We start from the raw sequence: 17,172 nt of genomic DNA, 5'->3' as shown, positions 1-17,172 counted from the left end.
ACGTTGCGGGCATGACTCACTTCGTAGTGGTGGCGGGTGCGTGGCTCGGCGCGTGGGCGTGGGACGAGGTGGCGTCCGACCTGCGCGCCGCCGGGCACGACGTCCACCCCTGCCCCTGTCCGGGCTCGCGGAGAAGCAGGGGCTTCCCGCCGAACCGAACACACACGTCGGGGACATCGTCGGCGAGGTCGAGCGCCTCGGCGGTTCCACCCCGCACCCCGGCGCCACGCTCACCGACCCGGCCGCCCTCGCCCGCCCGCTCGGCGCGTGGCCCGACCGCCTACGTCAAGTGCCTGCTCGACGGCGACGAACCGATGGACGCGGTCGCCGGGCTGCTCAAGAGCGCGCTCCGGGAGCTGGTCGAGATGAACACCGGCCTCTGGCCGATGTTCTCGCAGCCGCGCGAACGCGCCCGGATCCTCCACGAGCCGGCCGCCGGCCGCTGACCCGTCCGTCTCACCTACCGATCGGTATGGTCACCGTGCGGTGGTGTCGTCGACGACGAAAGGCGGGACGGACGGATGGCCAGGCACTGGGCGGACTTCCAGTACGAGATCTATCTGAACGGGATGTCGGGCGCGGTGCCCCGACTGCCCACCGATCTGACCCGGCTGGAGGAGCTCACCGAGCAGCGGCTGGGCCCAGGCCCGGTCGGCTATGTGGCGGGCAGCGCGGGCGACGGCAGTACGGCGCGGGCGAACCGGGCGGCCCTGGAGCGCCGCCGGATCGTCCCGCGCATGCTGCGGGACGTGCACGAACGCGATCTCTCGGTCGAGGTGCTCGGACGCTCCCTGCCCGCCCCGCTGGCGCTCGCCCCGGTCGGCGTGCTGTCGATCATGCATCCGGACGCGGAGTCCGCCGCCGCCCGGGCCGCCGCCGCGCAGGGCGTGCCGTACATCCTGTCCTCGGCGTCGAGCACGCCGATCGAGCAGGTCGCGGAGGCGATGGGCGACGCCGAGCGCTGGTTCCAGCTGTACTGGGCCAAGGACCAGGAGGTGACGCGGAGTTTCCTCGGCCGGGCGAAGGCGTCCGGGTTCACGGTGCTCGTCGTCACGCTGGACACGCCGCTGCTCGCCTGGCGCCCCCGCGACCTCGACCAGGCGTATCTGCCGTTCCTGCACGGCGTGGGCACCGCCAACTACTTCTCCGACCCGGCTTTCCGGGCGGGCCTGGCCAAGCCGGTGCACGAGGATCCGAACGCGGCCGTCCTGCACTTCGTCGGCCTGTTCGCGGACCCCGGCAAGACCTGGCCGGACCTGGCGTTCCTGCGGGAGAACTGGGACGGCCCGATCGTCCTCAAGGGCGTCCTGCATCCCGACGACGCGCGCCTGGCGGCCGACGCCGGGATGGACGGGGTGGTGGTGTCCAACCACGGGGGCCGGCAGGTGGCCGGCTCCGTCGCGGCGGCCGACGCGCTGCCCCGAGTGGTGGAGGCGGTCGGAGACCGGCTGAGCGTCCTGTTCGACAGCGGCGTGCGCACCGGCGACGACGTCTTCAAGGCCCTCGCCCTCGGCGCGCGTGCGGTGCTGCTGGGCCGGCCGTACGTCTACGGGCTCGGTCTCGACGGGCAGGCCGGTGTGGAGCACGTGATCCGATGCCTGCTCGCCGAGTTCGACCTCACGCTGGCCCTGTCCGGGCACGCCACGCCGGGCACCGTCGGCGCCACCGACCTCGTCGAGGAACGGTGACGCCGGTCGCCTCATGTCACGACCTGCGGTCGCCTCACCTCACGACGTGCGGTCCGTCAGCTCCACCGGCTGTGCGGAGGGCGTCTCGGTTCCGCTGATCGAGAGGGAACCAGGGGTGGCCGACGCCGGGTCGGTCACCCAGCGCTCCCCGCTGGAGCTGTCACGGACCTTGGCGACGACATCGGCGCCGGGGTCCTCGGTGGTGGAGGCGAGGGCGAGGGCATCGTCCCAGCGGGGCAGCAACTCGCCCTGGCCGGTGAAGTCGTAGCGGACGTCGTCGGCCCGCTTGTCGTCCTCGTCCGCGCACTCCCCGAGGATGACGACACCGGCGTCCGCGTGCGAGTCCAGGCACAGTTCGGGGTCGGCCACGCTGCGCAGCAGCCCGTCCTCCCCGTAACTCCACTGCTGGGTCCAGTCGGAGGAGCACACCGCCAGCTCGGTCGCGGCGCCTTCCTTCGCCTCGCCCCGGACGTCGAGGCAGAGGTCGGCGGCGACGTTGCGCAGCCTGGTCTGGCGGGTCGCGGTGGGCAGTTGGGTGGTGCCGGGCGGCGAGGAGGACACGGCGGGCGGGGTCGCGGAGTCGGTGTCCGGCGCGCTGCCGCGGCCGCCGGCCGCGCTGGTGGAGGCGGCCGGGTCGGCGCCTGAGTCGTCGGCCCACATACCGGCGGCGAGCAGCGTCGTGAGCAGCCCGGCCGAGGCCAGGCCGACACCGGTGAGCAGCGTGCGCGGCGCCTTGGGCCCGCCGGTCACCCGGCGGGCCGGGGACGGGATGCGGGACAGGAGTCGGCGGCCTGTCCCGCCCGGGCGTCCACCGCGGTGGCGGGCGCCACGCACGCGCACGGTCTGCTGCTGGTCGCGGCCCGGCCGCGACTCGATGTAGCGGCGGGCGCCCCAGCCGAGCACGGCCTCCGCGAGGAGCACGCCCAGCCGGCCCTCGAAATGACCGAGTTGCTCGGCGGCGGACCGGCAGTAGCGGCACTCCGTCAGATGCTTCTGGACGTCCGGCAGCAGGGCGCCGCCGCGGCGGATGGGGACGTCGAGGAGCCGGTTGTAGAAGCGGCAGTCCTTGCTCGGGGCGAGTTCCCGGTGGGCGCGGACGAGGCCCTCGCGGAGCTTGTCCCGCGCCTCTTCGAGAGCGGCCGCCGCGGTGGCCGGGTCCAGGCCCAGCAGGCCGGCGGGGACGGTGAGGGGCTCGGCCTCGACCTCGACGTGCCACAGCATGGCCCGGGCGACCGGGAGAAGGCCGTGGAACGAGCGCTCGGCCAGCTGGCGGTTCTCCGGCGTCAGGGACTTGGCGGTGCGCATTCCACGGCCTCCGGCGGGCTTCTGCAGCTCCGTCAGAACACCGGATATGCGGTCCTCGGCGGCCCAGAGCCGGACGGTGTCCCGGACGGACACCAGGAGCCGGGGGCGCAGCGCGGCGCCGGGCTCGCCCAGCGTCAGCCGGTCGAGGACCTGGTGGAAGGCAGCCGTGGTGACCATGGCGGCGACACCCGAGGAGGAGGCGAGGCAGATCACCGCGTAGTCGTGCGCGGGCTGCCAGTGCCGGGTGATCAGGAGGGCGGTCGCCTGGGCGACCTCGTCGTCCGGGCCGCCGCGTGTACGGGTGGCGAGGGAGTCGTCGGACTCTCCGGACGCCCCGCCCGGCGGAGGGTAGGAGGGACGGGGCGGATGGGGGGTGGGCACTGAGCGGATTCCTTCGGTACGTACCTGCGCGGCGCGAGGCGCGAGGGGCACGCGATCACGGCGATACGGACTCGAGTCACCGCCGGACGCACAGGACCCGGCCATTGCCCCCCACGGGTGGTTTACCTTTGCACAACTTGTTCACACACAACAAGGCGCATGACCTAACATCCGATCACTGAAGGAAAGTCAGGGGCGGCGGCCAACTCGTGCCACTCGCGGCGCCCTTCGGTGGACGTGTGCGCCCCGTGTGAATCGTGCGCACTCACCGGGGCGGCGCGCACGGTGCCGGGGCGCTCGCCGGCGTAGTCCACTGAAACCGGCCCATCCTCGGGAGCCCCGCGCAGGACGGCGGCTCTTCTGCGCGAAACGGGCCGCCGGCCCTGTTCCTCCCGCCCTCGGCCGGCGGCCCCGAGGCCTGTCCGGAACCCGTCCGGGGCCCGCCCAGGACCTGTCCGAGGCAGGCTCCGGCAAGGCGGTCAGATCTGCCAGGAGCGCAGCCGGTCCGCCGCGCCGTAGATGTCCGTCTTGCTGTCGATCAGGTCACGGGCGAGGTCCACCAGGGCGCCGTAGGGCGGGTCCATGCCGACCCCGCTGACGAACATGTACGCCACCGCCGTCGCGCAGGCGAACCGGGCGTTGGCCGACGGCAGGGGCTTGAGCAGGCTGAGGGTGTGCAGCAGGGCGGCGGCCCGCCAGGCCGGGTCGGAGTCCACGCCGAGGCGTGGCGGATCGACGCGGTGCCGGGCGACGGCGGCGACCAGTGCGGAGAAGTCGTTGATGGTGGGCTGGTCCGGCAGGACCTCTTCGTGGCGCTGGAGCAGCCAGGGCACGTCGATGTGGATGACGGGTGCCATCGGTCAGGCGCCCCGCCCCTCGCCCTTGGCGGGCGGCTCGTCGTCGGGGAACGCGGCCGCGAACTCGTCGGCGTGGGACGCGAAGAACCGGCGGAAGGCCTCCGCGCCCTCCTGCAGCGCCCGGTGCCGGGATATGTCGGCTGCGGCCGCCTCGCGCACGAGGGCCTTCATCGACGTACCCCGCTCCTTGGCGATCTGTCGCAGGTCCTCCAGCTCGCGATCGCTGAACTCCACGTTGAGGGCTGGCATGCCCCTCACGGTACCGCGCGGGTACTTACTCGTAAATATTCCCAGTTCAAGAGCATCAGAGGGAGGTACCGGGGGGAGAGGTACCGAGTAGAGACAAGGACGGCCCCGGTCCGTCGTCGGACCGGGGCCGGTGCGCCCTCCCGGCGCCCTCAGGCAACTCTCACCTTCACTTTCAGGCCTGATCCGCCACGAAGGACGCCATCCGGGTCAGCGCCGCGTTCCAGTTGATCGCGGTCTCGTTCGTCGACCAGGACTGGATGTCGTCGATGTAGCAGAACTGGCCCACGCAGCCCCGGAGCTTGAGCTGGGCGTAGGGGTCCTGGATGCTCGAGTTGGGGCCGCCGGCGAGGGTTCCCGCGGGCGGGTTCGGCAGGTTCGGGTCGAGCTGGTGGGCGTACCAACGGCTGTGCTGGTTGTGGGCGTGGGCCTCGCCGTAGCCGGTCACGTACGACATGTTCAGGGCGTTGCGGCCGAGGAGGTAGTCCATGCTCTGGACCGCTGCGTCGCGGTACTTCGAGGCGCCCGTGATGTCGTAGGCGGTGGCGACGACCACGGCGTTGTTGAGGACCTGGTGGCTGGAGCCCCAGTCGTAGAGGTTGTTGGCGGGTGCGTAGGGCATGCCGTACGGCTGCGACCTGAGTGTGGCCAGGTATGTGTCGGCGCCCTTGACCACCGACTGCCGGATCTTGTCCCGGCCGGGGAGCTTGCTCGGGACGGTGGCGAGGTCGAGGCGGCCGGCCGCGGCCGTCCTGCCCCAGTCGAAGCCGGACGGGCCGAAGATGTCCGCGGTGTGGACCGGGGAGTTCAGGACATGGTCGGCGAACTGCTTCTCGCCGGTGGTGAGGTACAGCTCCGCGGCCGCCCAGTAGAACTCGTCGGTCGCGTCGGTGTCCGGGTAGGCGCCGCCGCCGGTGCCGTCATCGGGGTCGGCGTACACCGCGGGGTGGGCGAGCGCCGCCGACCACGCCTTGCGGGCCGCCGCCAGCGCCTTCGCCGCGAACGCCTTGTCGTAGGGCCGGTACAGGCGCGCGGCCTGTGCGGCCGTGGCGGCGAGGTTCAGGGTGGCCTGGGTGGACGGCGGGTGCAGTTCGCGCTTCTGCGGGTCGTCGCTCGGCAGCAGCGGCAGGCCGGTCCACGCCTCGTCGTGGATCTTGTGGTGGGCCATGCCGGCCAGCGGCTGCCCGTCGGGCACCTGCATCTTCAGCAGGAACTCCAGCTCCCAGCGGGCCTCGTCGAGGATGTCCGGCACCTTGTTGCCGCTCTCGGGGAGGGCGAGCGTGCCGTCGCCCAGCTTCGCCGGCTGTCCGGTGCGGGCGTGCAGGGCGCGTTCGTGGGTGCTGAGCAGTTCCCAGGTGGTGATGCCGCCGTTGACGACGTACTTGCCGTGGTCGCCCGCGTCGTACCAGCCGCCGGTCACATCGAGCGTGTAGTCGCAGACACCGGGCTGGCAGGGCACGGCCGAGTCGCCCCGGTTGGGTGCCACGTCGACGTGACCGGCGCGCCTGCCGTAGCCGGGCCGCAGGTCCTCCCGGATCGGGGTGCCGCTGCGCTGCGTGTAGTAGTACTTCACCGCGTCGAGCCGCAGCTTCTCGTAGGCGGCGCCGCCGATGTCGAACGGGCGGCTGGTCTCGCCGTCGGCGACCAGGGTGAAGCCCGTGCCCTGCTTGCGGTAGGCACCGAAGTCGATCGCCTGGACGTTCTGCCCCGAGGAGACGTCCACCCCGCGCGGTGCGCTCCAGCCGTGGGCGACCGTGGTGCCCTGCGCGTTCTTCAGCTGCCAGGGCAGTTTCGTGGTGGCGTCGGTGACGAGCGTGGCGTTCTTCGGGCCGGCGGGCAGGTAGGCGACCTGGTTGACGCGGACCCGCGGACCGGTGTCGGGCTCGTACACCTCGGGCGGCACCCCACCCAGCAACGACACGTCGTCCATGCAGAACCGCCAGGCGTCCGCGCTGCCACCGAGCTGGAAGGCGACCTGACCCTGGGCGGTGTCGACGGGCGAGGTGAAGGTGAAGCTGTAGGAGTCGCCGGACACGCTCAGCACCGGGCTCGCCTCGTACCAGGTGTCGTACGGCGACACGGACAGGCCGACGAGCGCCCGCGCCACGTGGCCCTCGGGCGCGCCGGACGCCTTGAAGGAGAACCGGTACGACTCCCCCTTCACCAGGGTGATGTCGTTCTGGCCGACGGCTGCGTCCCAGCGGTTGGTGGTGCCGCCCGGCACGTCGGCGCACAGGCGGCCCTCGGACAGGCCCGCGGTGACGTTGCTCGTCCACCACGGGTCGGCGGTGGTGTCGAAGGTGCCGTTCCTGACCTGTTCGACCTCGTCGGCCCCGGCCGGCTGCGCGGGGAGCGCGCTCAGTGCGGTGGCGAGCAGGGCCGTCAGGGACAGCAGGGCGGTTCTGCGTCGTTTCACGTCTGGGCTCCTCGGGGAGGTGCGGGGGACGCTCGTTGTGGGAGCGCTCCCAGAGACGGACGGGGCCATGCTGGTTCGCCGGGTGACACCCCGTCAACGGTCCGGACGGGACTGGTTTCCCGCCCGGACCGTGAGCCGCCCCCGTCGGCTCCCGCTCAGCCCGCCGGTGCCTCCAGCCTGCTGATGCGGACCGCCCCTTGGGCCTCACCGGGGTGGCTGCCGGCCAGGGTGAGCCGCAGCCGGGAGCCGCGCACCGCGTCGAAGGTGATCACCGTCGGCGCGTCCGAGGCGGTGGCCCAGTCGACGGCCGCTCCGGTGACCGGGGTGTACGCGCGCCCGTCCCAGACGGCGACCTCGACCGACGCGGGCCGGGTGTGCCCGGCGTCCACCGTGAACGACACCTCCACCCGGTCGAAGCTCCGCGTCCGCCCCCAGTCCACCGAGATCCAGTCCCCTTGCCGGGCCCCGCCGAAGGCGGGCAGCAGGGCGGTCGCGGACTTGAGGAAGCCGTTGGACCAGCCGGTGGCCGGGTCGCCGTCGAGCACGGCCGCGGGAAGGGTGTCCGGTCGGCCGGAGTAACTGGCCTCCGCGTAGGGGTAGTTCACGGGCGCCGGGTAATCCGGTGCGAAGTCGGGCGCAGGGGTGGTCGCCGCCGAGCGAGCGGTGGTCGTGCGCACGATCGCGGTGCCCGACCGCAGGCCCTCCGCCCGTGCCGTCACCTTCAGGACGCCCGGCTTCGTACCGGCCCGCACGATCGCGAGCGCCTTGCCGTGGAAGGCGGTGCGCGTACTGGCCTGGTAGCGCTCGGCGCTCTCCTGGCGGCCGTTGTCGAGCCCGGCGAGGGATCCGCCCCTCACGTCGAAGCCGATCAGGTGCTCGGCGTCGGGCACGACCACCCCACGGACGTCGACGACCTCGGCGGTCACGAAGGCCGGCGAACGGCCGTCGGCGGCAACGGACTTGCGGTCGACGGTCAGTCGTACGGCGTGCGGCTTCCCCGCCGTGCGCAGGACGTCCGTGGCGACCACCCGGCCGCCGCGGCGCGCCACCGCCTTCAACTCCCCCGGCCGGTACGGCACTTTCCAAGTGAGGTGGAGTTTGCCGGCGCTGCCGTTCGGGCTGGTGTAGCTGCCGGGGTAGGGGCCGTCGGTGAAGGTCTTGTCGTCGCCGGTCGCCTCGGTGGTCTCCAGGTACTCCCGCCCGTCGACGGTCTTCTTCGTGTCGAACTTCCTTGTGCCGAGGGACTTTCCGTTGAGGAACAGCTCGACGGTGTCCACGTTGGAGTAGGCCCACACCTCGACGGTGTCGCCCTTCTCGTGGTTCCAGGTCATCGGCAGCAGATGGACCATGGGTTCGTCGGTCCACTGGCTCTTGAAGAGGTGGTACATGTCCTTCGGGAAGCCCGCGGTGTCGACCGCGCCGAAGAAGGACGCCTTCACCGGGAAGACGTCGTAGGGCGTGGGCTCCCCGATGTAGTCGATGCCCGACCACAGGAACTGCCCGGCGAACCACTTCCGGTCGCGGTCCTTCTTGTGTCCGTACTCGCCGCTCATGGTCCAGGAGGCGAGGTTGTTGTCGTACGAGGAGGTGGCGCGCCTGCCGGGCGTGTGGTTCTCGCCGGTGTTGAGGCGCTCGGGCTCCTGGTACGCGCCACGCGTCGAGGTCTCCGACGACGACTCGGACTCGAAGAGGAACAGCTTGGGGTAGCGGGCGTGCAGCGCGTCCACCGACTTGGCGGTGTTGTAGTTGAGGCCGAGGCCGTCGAGCTCGGCGAGGATCAGGTCGCCCGGGGAGCCGGGGGCGGGCACGCTGCGATGCCGGTGGCTGCCGATGACGATCGGCCGCGTCTCGTCATGGGCCTTGACCGCGGCAATGAGCCGGTCCGCCATGCCGAGACCGGCGGTGGAGGTGAACTCACTGATCTCGTTGCCGATCGACCACATGACGACGGCGGGCGAGTTGCGGGCGGCGAGCACCATCTCCGCTATGTCCTTGTCGGCCCACTCGTCGAAGAACCGTCCGTAGTCGTACCGGGTCTTGGAGCTGCGCCAGCAGTCGAAGGCCTCCACCATCATCACGATGCCCAGCTCCTCGCAGACCTGGATCATCTCCGGCGAGGGCGGGTTGTGGGAGGTGCGGAAGGCGTTGACGCCCATCGATTTCATGATCGTCATCTGGCGGCGGACGGCGTCGGCGTCGACCGCGGCGCCGAGGGCGCCCAGGTCGTGGTGGAGGTCGACGCCCTTGATCTTGGTGTGGGTGCCGTTGAGGGAGAAGCCCTCGTCCGCATCGAAGCGGAAGGTGCGGATGCCGAAGGGGGTGCGGCAGGTGTCCGTGGTGGTGCCGTCGACGCGCAGCTCGGTGTGCAGGGTGTAGCGCTGAGGGGTCGCGAAGTCCCACAACCTGGGCTTCGGGACGGTGAGTTCATGGGTCGCGGTGGTCTCGTCGGTGACGGCGACCGTGGCGGACGTACGGGCGACGGTGCGGCCGCGGGGGTCGGTGATCCGGGACACGACCTCGACGTCGGCGGCGCTGCCGGTCTCGTTCACCACGGCCGTCCGCACCCGTACGAGGGCCCGCTCGGCGGTGATGTCCGGCGTGGTGACACTGGTGCCCCAGCGCGCCACGTGCACCGGTTCGGTGACGACCAGGCGGGCCTCGCGGTAGATGCCGCTGCCGGAGTACCAGCGGCTGCTGGGCAGCCGGTTCTGGACCTTGACCGCGAGGACGTTCTCGGTGGTGCCGTCGGTGTGCACCAGGTCGGTGAGGTCGAAGGCGAAGCCGGTGTAACCGTAGGGGTGGCGGCCGGCCTCGGTGCCGTTGCAGTGGACGTACGAGTCCATGTAGACGCCGTCGAACTCCACCGAGATCCGCTTGTCCGCGAGGGCGGGCGGCAGGGTGAAGGCGAGGCGGTACCAGCCGAGGCCGCCGGGGAAGAACCCGGTGCCGCTGGTCGTGCCGTGCTGCGTGGTGGGGGTCTGCTCGATGCTCCAGTCGTGCGGGACCGCGACCTCGCGCCACGCCGAGTCGTCGTAGGCGGGGTCGGCGGCGCCGGCGTAGGCGCCGGTGGGGTCGGTGATCCCGCCCGGGTTGACCAGCGCGAAGCGCCAGCCGTCGCGCAGGGCGACGGTGTGGCGGCCGGACGTGTCGCGGGTCGCTTCGGCGGCCGTCGCGGCCGGGGCTGCGCCCAGGAGCGATCCGGCGGCCGGGGTGGCCGCGGAGGCGATCAAAACCGATCTGCGAGTGACTGACATGGCGGCTCTCCCTCATCGGGACTCATCAAGACCCATAAGTACTCACAACTGATCGTGAACCAACAGAATCTGACGACGTGCCACACGTCCCCGTCAAGAGTGCGGTGAGCCGGTCCCGTCTCTCACGTCCCAGCGGTGGCGCTCCGCCGGAAGGGGTCGACGTTCGCGGAGGACCGGTACGCACTAGGCTGGAACAGCGGTGACACCTGTTCACTGTGAGTGTGCGCGATGGAGTGGCGACGATGAGCCCGGTGTATCCGTTCGACGATGCCGCCACGGCGCGGGCCCTCGTCGGCGCGGACGGCCTCCTCGCCGAGTGGAACGAGGGCGCGCGCCGTCTGCTGGGCTGGTCGCCGGAGGAGGCCGTGGGCCGCCCGGCCACGGACCTGCTGGCCGGCGAAGTGCCCGCCATCCGCGCCGACGAGCGCCGCTGGAGCGGCGAGCTCGCGCTGCGGCACCGCGACGGCCGCACCGTCTCCGTCTGGGTCCTCGTCCATCAAAGACGTCCCGAGGACGGCGGTCGGCTCGTCGTCAGCCCTCTGGAGGCACTTCGACCGCTGCCACCGGACGACCCGCTGTCCCGGGTCGAGCTGACGCAGTCCCCCTGCGCGGTCGCGATCTTCGACGAGCGGCTGCGCCTGCACCGGATCAACTCGCCCATGGCCGAGATCCTGCGCGTTCCCGAGGAGCGCCTGCGCGGTCTGCGCGTCCCCGACATCGACGCTCGGCCGCAGAGCGCGGACTTCGAGCAGCAGATGCACCAGGTGCTCACCACCGGCCGGGGGCACGACGTGCGGTCCTACCTCCCGATCAGCGGCGACGGCCGCGTGGCGGCGTGGCTGGCCCGGATGTCCCCGGTCACCGACGCCGACGGGCGGGTGCGGGGTGTGTGCGTCGCAGCCCACGACTTCACCGAGCATTACCTGGCCCGGGAGCGGCTCCAGCTGGTGAACGAGGCGAGCGTGCGCATCGGCACCACCCTCGACGTCACCCGGACGGCCCAGGAGCTGGCCGACGTCTGCGTGCCGGTGCTGGCCGACTTCGTCAGCGTCGACCTGCTGGAGCCGCCGGAGCAGGGCGCCGAGCCCGCCGTCGGCCGGCTCAGCGCGCCGATCACCCTGCGCCGGGTCGCCCTCGGCTCGGTCAACCCGGGCAGTCCCGAGGCCGTGGTCAAGCTGGGACAGGTCGACGTCTACCCGACGCCCTCACCGCAGGCCGACTCCCTGCTCGCGGGCCACGCGATCGTGGCGTCGACGGTGACGGACGACCTCGAACAGTGGCTGGCCTGGGACCCGGTCCGCCGGCGGCGGATCGATGAGTACGGCATCCACTCCACGATGTCCGTGCCGATCCAGGCCCGGGGCACGACCCTCGGCGTCGCGGTCCTCGCCCGCTTCCGGCGCCGCGACCCGTTCACGCCCGACGACGTCATGCTCGCCGAGGAGATCACCGCCCGGGCCGCGGTCTGCATCGACAACGCGCGCCGTTTCTCCCGCGAGCGCGAGACCGCCCTCGCCCTGCAGCGCAGCCTGCTCCCCCGCAACCTGCCGCGCACGGCCGCCGTCACGGCCGCCTCGCGCTACCTTCCGGCGGCACAGGCCGGGGTGGGCGGCGACTGGTTCGACGTGATCCCGCTGTCCGGGATGCGGGTCGCCATGGTCGTCGGGGACGTCGTCGGCCACGGCGTCCAGGCCTCCGCCACCATGGGCCGGCTGCGCACCGCCGTGCGCACCCTCGCCGACATCGACCTGGCCCCCGACGAGCTCCTCACGCACCTCGACGACCTCGTCCTGCGGCTGTCGGACGAGGCCGGCACCGACGGCAGCCCCGGCGAGGTCGGCGCGACCTGCCTGTACGCCGTGTACGACCCGGTGTCCCGGCGCTGCACTCTCGCGCGCGCCGGACATCCGCCGCCCGTGCTGCTCCCGCCGGGCGGCGCTCCCCGGCAGGTCGATCTGCCCTCCGGTCCGCCGCTGGGCCTGGGCGGGCTGCCGTTCGAGTCGGCCGAGCTGGACCTGCGCGAGGGATCCGTCCTGGCGTTCTACACCGACGGGCTGATCGAGTCCCGCGAACGGGACGTCGGAGCGGGGCACGCGCTGCTGCGCGAGGCCCTGGCGGCCGACGCGGACTCCCTCGACGAGACCTGCGACCGGATCCTGCACACCCTGATGCCGACCGGCGGAGCTGCCGACGACGTGGCCCTGCTGCTGGCCCGCACCCAGGGGCTGCCGGCGTCCCGGGTGGCGACCTGGGACATCCCCGCCGACCCCGCGCTCGTCGCCCCGGTCCGCAAGCAGGCCGTCGAGCAGCTCGCCGTCTGGGAGCTGGACCAGGTCTCGTTCACGACCGAGCTCGTGGTGAGCGAGCTCGTCACCAACGCCATCCGCTACGGCTCCCACCCCATCCGGCTGCGGCTGATCCACGACGCGGCCACGCTGATCTGCGAGGTGTCCGACACCAGCCACACCGCTCCGCACCTGCGCCGCGCCAAGACGTGGGACGAGGGCGGCCGGGGGCTGCTGCTGGTCGCCCAGCTCACCCAGCGGTGGGGCAGCAGGCACCACACGGAGGGCAAGACGATCTGGGCGGAGCTGGCGCTGCTCGACGAGGAGTGAGGACTTCTCGGATGACGCGCTTCGGTCGCCGCGCTGGGGGGAACTCGGCGGTGATGACTCAGTCGAAGCGTTTCTTCGCCTTATGGGTGGGCGCGCTCGCCGTACCGGGCCTGCTGGCCTCCTGCGGCACGACGGGCCCCTCCCAGGGATCGGCCGACACCACGGGCGGCGTGCACCGGATGGCGGCCGAGCCCGCCGCGAGCACCACGCGGTGTCACACCTCCGAGCTGCGCGCCTCCGTGGGCCGCAACGATCCGGGCGCCGGGCAGTGGAACTTCCCGGTCGTCCTCACCAACGTCTCCTCCCGCACCTGCACGGTGCACGGCTATCCGGGCGCCGCCTTCCTTGACGCGTCCGGCAAGCAACTGGGCAAGGATCCCAAACGCGCGCCCGACCAGAAGCCGACGACCGTCAGGCTGGCGCCGGGCCGCAGCGCGTGGGCGGGGCTGACATACAGCAATCCGGAGATCAGCGGCGCCCACGCGGCCACTCCCGCTGTGCTTCTGGTCACCCCTGCGGACGAGCGGGACCCGCTGAAGGTGAAGTGGACGGGCGGGCCGGTGCCCGTGTCCGGCAACTCCTCCTCGGTGTTCCTGACGGTGTTCGCGCCGGGCACCGGTCCCTGACCACACCTGACCCTCCCGGCGAGCTTCTTACCCGGTCGTGTTTTGATGGGCGGCTTCCCCAGCTGATCGTGTCCTGAAGGAATCCGCCCTGAACGCCCCGCTCGCCGAGTCCCTGTCCGTCGCCCTGCTCGTCGCCACCCTCGTCTGGGCGGTCCTGCGTCCCGGGGGGTGGCCGGAGGCGGTCGTGGCGGTCCCGGCCGCCGGGATCGCCCTCGCCACCGGGGTGATCTCGCCGGATCACGCGCTGGCGGAGGTGGAGCGGCTCGGGCCGGTGGTGGGTTTCCTCGCCGCTGTCCTGGTCCTCGCCCACTTCTGTGACGTCGAGGGCCTCTTCACGGCGTGCGGTGCGTGGATGGCCCGCTGGGCCCGGGGACGGCCCCGACGGCTGCTGACCGCGGTGTTCGTCCTGGCCTCGGTGATCACGGCCGTGCTCAGTCTGGACGCCACCGTGGTGCTGCTGACGCCGGTCGTGCTGGCCACCGCCACCCGGATGGGCGTGCGCTCCCGGCCGCATCTCTACGCCTGTGCGCACCTGTCGAACACGGCGTCACTGCTGCTGCCGGTCTCCAACCTCACCAACCTGCTGGCGTTCACGGCGAGCGGCCTGAGCTTCACCCGGTTCGCCGCGCTGATGGTGCTGCCCTGGCTGGTGGCGATCGGCGCCGAATACCTGGTCTTCCGGCGGTTCTTCGCGGACGACCTGGCGGCTCCCGCGCCCTCCCCCGATGCCGCCGAGCCACCGCGGCTGCCGCTGTTCGCCCTGGTCACCGTGGCCTGCACGCTCGCCGGGTTCGTGGTGGCCTCCGCCGTCGGCATCGACCCGGCGTGGGCCGCGTCGGCGGGGGCGATGGTCCTGGCGGTCCGCGCGCTCGTACGGCGGCGGGCCACACCGCTCACGGTGGTGCGGGCCGCCTCTCCCGCGTTCCTGGCGTTCGTGCTCGCGCTCGGTGTCGTCGTGCGCGCGGTGGTCGACAACGGCCTCGCCGACGCGCTGCGGCACGTGCTGCCGGACGGCTCCGGGCTCGTCGCGCTGCTCACACTCGCCGCCCTGGCCGCCGTCCTGGCGAACCTGATCAACAACCTGCCCGCGGTGCTGGTCCTGCTGCCGCTCACCGCTGCGGCCGGGCCCGGGGCGGTGCTTGCCGTGCTGCTCGGGGTGAACATCGGGCCGAACCTGACGTACGCCGGGTCGCTGGCGACGCTGCTGTGGCGGCGCATCGTGCAGGGGCAGGAGGAGAGCGGCAGCGGCCGGAGCGGCGCGGAGGGCGAGGGCGTCGTCGGCTTCGGGGAGTTCACCCGGCTCGGACTGCTCGCGGTACCGGCCGCGTTGGTCCCGGCCGTGGCGGCGCTGTGGGTGTCGCTCCTGGTCGTCGGGGCCTGAGCGCCCGACTCACCCGCGCGTCACCGGCCGCCGTAGCCATAGCCCCCGTATCCCCCGTAGCCATAGCCGTAACCCCCGTAGCCATAGCCTCCGTAACCGCCCGGCCCACCGCCGTACTGGTTGTCCCCGGAGCAGTAGTACGGGTTGTACGAGCAGGGGTCGGCCGTGGACGGCGAGGCGGTCGGCGTCGGCTTCGGGGTGGTGCGGGGCTCGGTCGGGGTCGGCGTGGGGGTGGGGGGCTCCGAAGCCTTCGGGGTGGGCGTCGGCGACGGGGGCGTCGTGGCGGGTTCGCTGTCCGTGCCCCAGTTGACGGCCTGCATCTGGGGGTCGGGCTTCGAGGTGTCGACGACCCAGCGCTGGGCGGGGTCGTTGACGCGGTTCTTCAGGACGAGGGCGCCGGAGCCGTCGGTGGCGGCGGGCGCCAGCGCCAGGTCCTGGTCCCAGCGGGGCACCAGCGTGCCCTGGAGGGTGAAGTCGTAGCGGACGTTCTTCTCGCCGGGCCGGTCGCCGCCCGTGCACGGCGCGAGCCGTAGGGAGTAGCCGAGGTGGGAGTCCAGGCAGAGGTCGGGGGCGGCGGCGTTGCGCAGCAGGCCGTCGGTCTCGTACGTCCACTGCTGGGACGCGGTCGAGGAGCAGGCGGCCAGGCGGACTTCCGCGCCCTGGACGGCCTTCGTGCCGGCGACGCCGACGCACAGCCCCGACTCCACGTTGTGCAGCCTGCCGCGCAGGGTGCCCCGGGAGGCGTCGCCGGCCCCGGCCCAGGACGGGTCGGTCGTCGAGTCGCCCGCGCCCGAGCCGGGTGCCTCGGTGGCCTCGCCGCCGTCGGCGCTCGAGTCGTTGTCACCGGAGCCCAGGGCGGACCACAGCACCAGCGGCAGGACGACCAGCCCGCTCACGGTGAGGACGGCCGCGGCGAGGTTGCGGCGGCGGGCACGACGGGCCGCCTTGCGGTCCGAACGACGGGGGACGGGGCGGGTGTCGCCATCGGGGGTGGTGCGGGAGTTCGGGCCGATGTCGCCGCGGGAGTCCGGACGGGTGTCCGTAGGAAAATCGGCCCGAATGCCGGAGCCGGTACCGGAACGGGAGCCGGCGCGGGTGCCCTTGCGGGCGCGGGAACCGGAGTCGGCGCGGATGCCCTTGCGGGTGCCGGAATCGGAGTCGCCGCGGGTGCCGTTGCGGCCACCGGAACGAAAGCCGGCGCGGGTGCCCTTGCGGGTGCCGGGACCGGAGTCGGCGTGGTCGGTGGATCTGGAGTCGCCGCGGGCCTCCGGGGCCGGCCCGGGTGAGTCGAACGGCTCTCCCGGGAACGCCATGAACTCCTCCGACGACGGCGCCGCCGCCTCGGCCGGCCTCTCGGCGCTGCTCGCCCGCGCCTCGAGGTAGGCCCGCGCGCCCCAGCCCAGCACGCCTTCGGCCAGGGCGACGCCGAGCCCTCCGCCGTTGAACTGGTCCAGCTGGCCCGCGGTGTGCCGGCAGTGCCTGCACTGCTCCAGGTGGGCGCGCAGGTCAGGGTCGAGGTCGATACCGCCGCGCCGGTAGGTCACGTCCAGCAGCCGGTGGTAGCGGCGGCAGTCGTCGTCGGGGGCGAGTTCGCGGTGCACCTGGAGGCACTCGTCGCGCAGGCGCTCACGCGCGCGGCGCAGCTCGACGCGCGCGTCCTCCTCGTCCAGGCCGAGCAGCGCGGCCGGGGTCGCCAGCGGTTCGGCCTCCACCTCGGTGTGCCACAGCAGGCAGCGGGCGGACTGGGACAGCCGCTGGAAGGCGCGGGACAGCAGCCGCCGGTCCGCCGACGGGAGCAGTCGGGCGGCGACGCGGGACCCGTCGTCGGTGTCGGAGCGCAGGGCGGGGTGGAGCAGGTCGCGGCGGCCGTCCGTGTCCCACTCGGCGGCGATCCGGCGCACGGTGACGAGGAGGTGGGGCCGCCACGCGGCGGTCGGTCCGCTCTGCCGCAGGGACGCGCCGAAGAGCCTGGTGAACGCCGCGGTCGTGAGCATGCCCGCGGCCCGCGCGCTGTCGGTGCAGAGCCTGGCGTAGGCGAAGGCCGCTTCCCAGTGCCGGTCCAGCAGTTCGCCGACAGGGTGGAGCGCGGGCGAGCCGCCCGTCCACTTGGTGAGCTCGGCACTGAGCTGCTCGTCCGTGGCGTCGAACCGGCGCGCGGGGGTCGGGGAATTCGACGGGCCTGCGTCAGTCAAGGCTGCATTCCTTCCGAGGGCATGCGGCGTCACAGTCCATAGTCCATACCAACGAGTATGTCACCATGCCGACAGGGCCACGGATCCACCCGTACAGAGTTCGGCATCTCGAACATCCGCCCGGGGCAGCTCTTTTGAAGCGCGGGGGTGGACGGGAGCGGCCTCGTGCGCGCAGCGGAAAAACATTGCCTGCACGCCGACACGGCACACC

Annotated in this window: 10 protein-coding genes and 1 pseudogene; 5 read left to right on the top strand and 6 right to left on the bottom strand. The window is 72.6% G+C overall.

Annotated elements, in window-relative coordinates; all coding sequences use genetic code 11:
• The first annotated feature begins 11 nt into the window (after positions 1-11).
• Both ACFYWX_RS31225 and ACFYWX_RS31220 read left to right on the top strand, forming a co-directional pair.
• Positions 12-446, top strand: a pseudogene (locus ACFYWX_RS31225) (hypothetical protein).
• Between the two features lie 75 nt (positions 447-521).
• Positions 522-1,688, top strand: a complete 1,167-nt coding sequence (locus ACFYWX_RS31220; RefSeq protein ID WP_389427776.1) for a lactate 2-monooxygenase — start codon at positions 522-524, stop codon at positions 1,686-1,688.
• Between the two features lie 39 nt (positions 1,689-1,727).
• On the opposite strand, the gene ACFYWX_RS31215 is transcribed toward ACFYWX_RS31220, so the two are convergent.
• The 5 genes from ACFYWX_RS31215 to ACFYWX_RS31195 all read right to left on the bottom strand — a co-directional run bounded on the left by ACFYWX_RS31215 (position 1,728) and on the right by ACFYWX_RS31195 (position 10,147).
• Entirely contained in the window at positions 1,728-3,374 is a 1,647-nt protein-coding gene (locus tag ACFYWX_RS31215) for an RICIN domain-containing protein (RefSeq protein ID WP_389427774.1), read from the bottom strand.
• Positions 3,375-3,853: 479 nt separating this feature from the next.
• Complete coding sequence (locus tag ACFYWX_RS31210; RefSeq protein ID WP_389427772.1) at positions 3,854-4,231, bottom strand: toxin Doc; 378 nt, start codon at positions 4,229-4,231, stop codon at positions 3,854-3,856.
• 3 nt (positions 4,232-4,234) lie between these two features.
• Complete coding sequence (locus ACFYWX_RS31205; RefSeq protein ID WP_389427770.1) at positions 4,235-4,480, bottom strand: hypothetical protein; 246 nt, start codon at positions 4,478-4,480, stop codon at positions 4,235-4,237.
• Between the two features lie 172 nt (positions 4,481-4,652).
• On the bottom strand, positions 4,653-6,893 hold the full coding sequence (locus ACFYWX_RS31200) for a glycoside hydrolase family 9 protein (protein ID WP_389427768.1): 2,241 nt from the start codon (positions 6,891-6,893) through the stop codon (positions 4,653-4,655).
• A gap of 155 nt (positions 6,894-7,048) precedes the next feature.
• Complete coding sequence (locus tag ACFYWX_RS31195) at positions 7,049-10,147, bottom strand: glycoside hydrolase family 2 TIM barrel-domain containing protein (RefSeq protein ID WP_389427766.1); 3,099 nt, start codon at positions 10,145-10,147, stop codon at positions 7,049-7,051.
• Positions 10,148-10,389: 242 nt separating this feature from the next.
• On the opposite strand from ACFYWX_RS31195, the gene ACFYWX_RS31190 reads away from it, so the two are divergent.
• The 3 genes from ACFYWX_RS31190 to ACFYWX_RS31180 all read left to right on the top strand — a co-directional run bounded on the left by ACFYWX_RS31190 (position 10,390) and on the right by ACFYWX_RS31180 (position 14,769).
• Positions 10,390-12,762, top strand: a complete 2,373-nt coding sequence (locus tag ACFYWX_RS31190; protein WP_389427764.1) for a SpoIIE family protein phosphatase — start codon at positions 10,390-10,392, stop codon at positions 12,760-12,762.
• Positions 12,763-12,815: 53 nt separating this feature from the next.
• On the top strand, positions 12,816-13,388 hold the full coding sequence (locus ACFYWX_RS31185; protein ID WP_389427762.1) for a DUF4232 domain-containing protein: 573 nt from the start codon (positions 12,816-12,818) through the stop codon (positions 13,386-13,388).
• Between the two features lie 88 nt (positions 13,389-13,476).
• Entirely contained in the window at positions 13,477-14,769 is a 1,293-nt protein-coding gene (locus tag ACFYWX_RS31180; RefSeq protein ID WP_389427818.1) for an SLC13 family permease, read from the top strand.
• Positions 14,770-14,789: 20 nt separating this feature from the next.
• On the opposite strand, the gene ACFYWX_RS31175 is transcribed toward ACFYWX_RS31180, so the two are convergent.
• Positions 14,790-16,961 (bottom strand): ricin-type beta-trefoil lectin domain protein, encoded by a 2,172-nt coding sequence (locus ACFYWX_RS31175; protein WP_389427760.1) that lies wholly within the window; start codon positions 16,959-16,961, stop codon positions 14,790-14,792.
• Between the last annotated feature and the right edge of the window lie 211 nt (positions 16,962-17,172).

It is taken from the genome of Streptomyces sp. NPDC002888, from assembly GCF_042888465.1.
In the GTDB taxonomy this organism is placed as follows: domain Bacteria; phylum Actinomycetota; class Actinomycetes; order Streptomycetales; family Streptomycetaceae; genus Streptomyces.
Note: the sequence above shows the minus strand (reverse complement) of the source record. Positions and strands in the feature narration are given on the sequence as shown.

Excerpts from the sequence above, each read along its gene's own strand:
- ACFYWX_RS31220 (WP_389427776.1), top strand. The coding sequence starts at position 522 with ATGGCCAGGCACTGGGCGGACTTCCAGTACGAGATCTATCTGAACGGG.
- ACFYWX_RS31210 (WP_389427772.1), bottom strand. The coding sequence starts at position 4,231 with ATGGCACCCGTCATCCACATCGACGTGCCCTGGCTGCTCCAGCGCCAC.
- ACFYWX_RS31205 (WP_389427770.1), bottom strand. The coding sequence starts at position 4,480 with ATGCCAGCCCTCAACGTGGAGTTCAGCGATCGCGAGCTGGAGGACCTG.
- ACFYWX_RS31195 (WP_389427766.1), bottom strand. The coding sequence starts at position 10,147 with ATGTCAGTCACTCGCAGATCGGTTTTGATCGCCTCCGCGGCCACCCCG.
- ACFYWX_RS31190 (WP_389427764.1), top strand. The coding sequence starts at position 10,390 with ATGAGCCCGGTGTATCCGTTCGACGATGCCGCCACGGCGCGGGCCCTC.
- ACFYWX_RS31185 (WP_389427762.1), top strand. The coding sequence starts at position 12,816 with ATGACTCAGTCGAAGCGTTTCTTCGCCTTATGGGTGGGCGCGCTCGCC.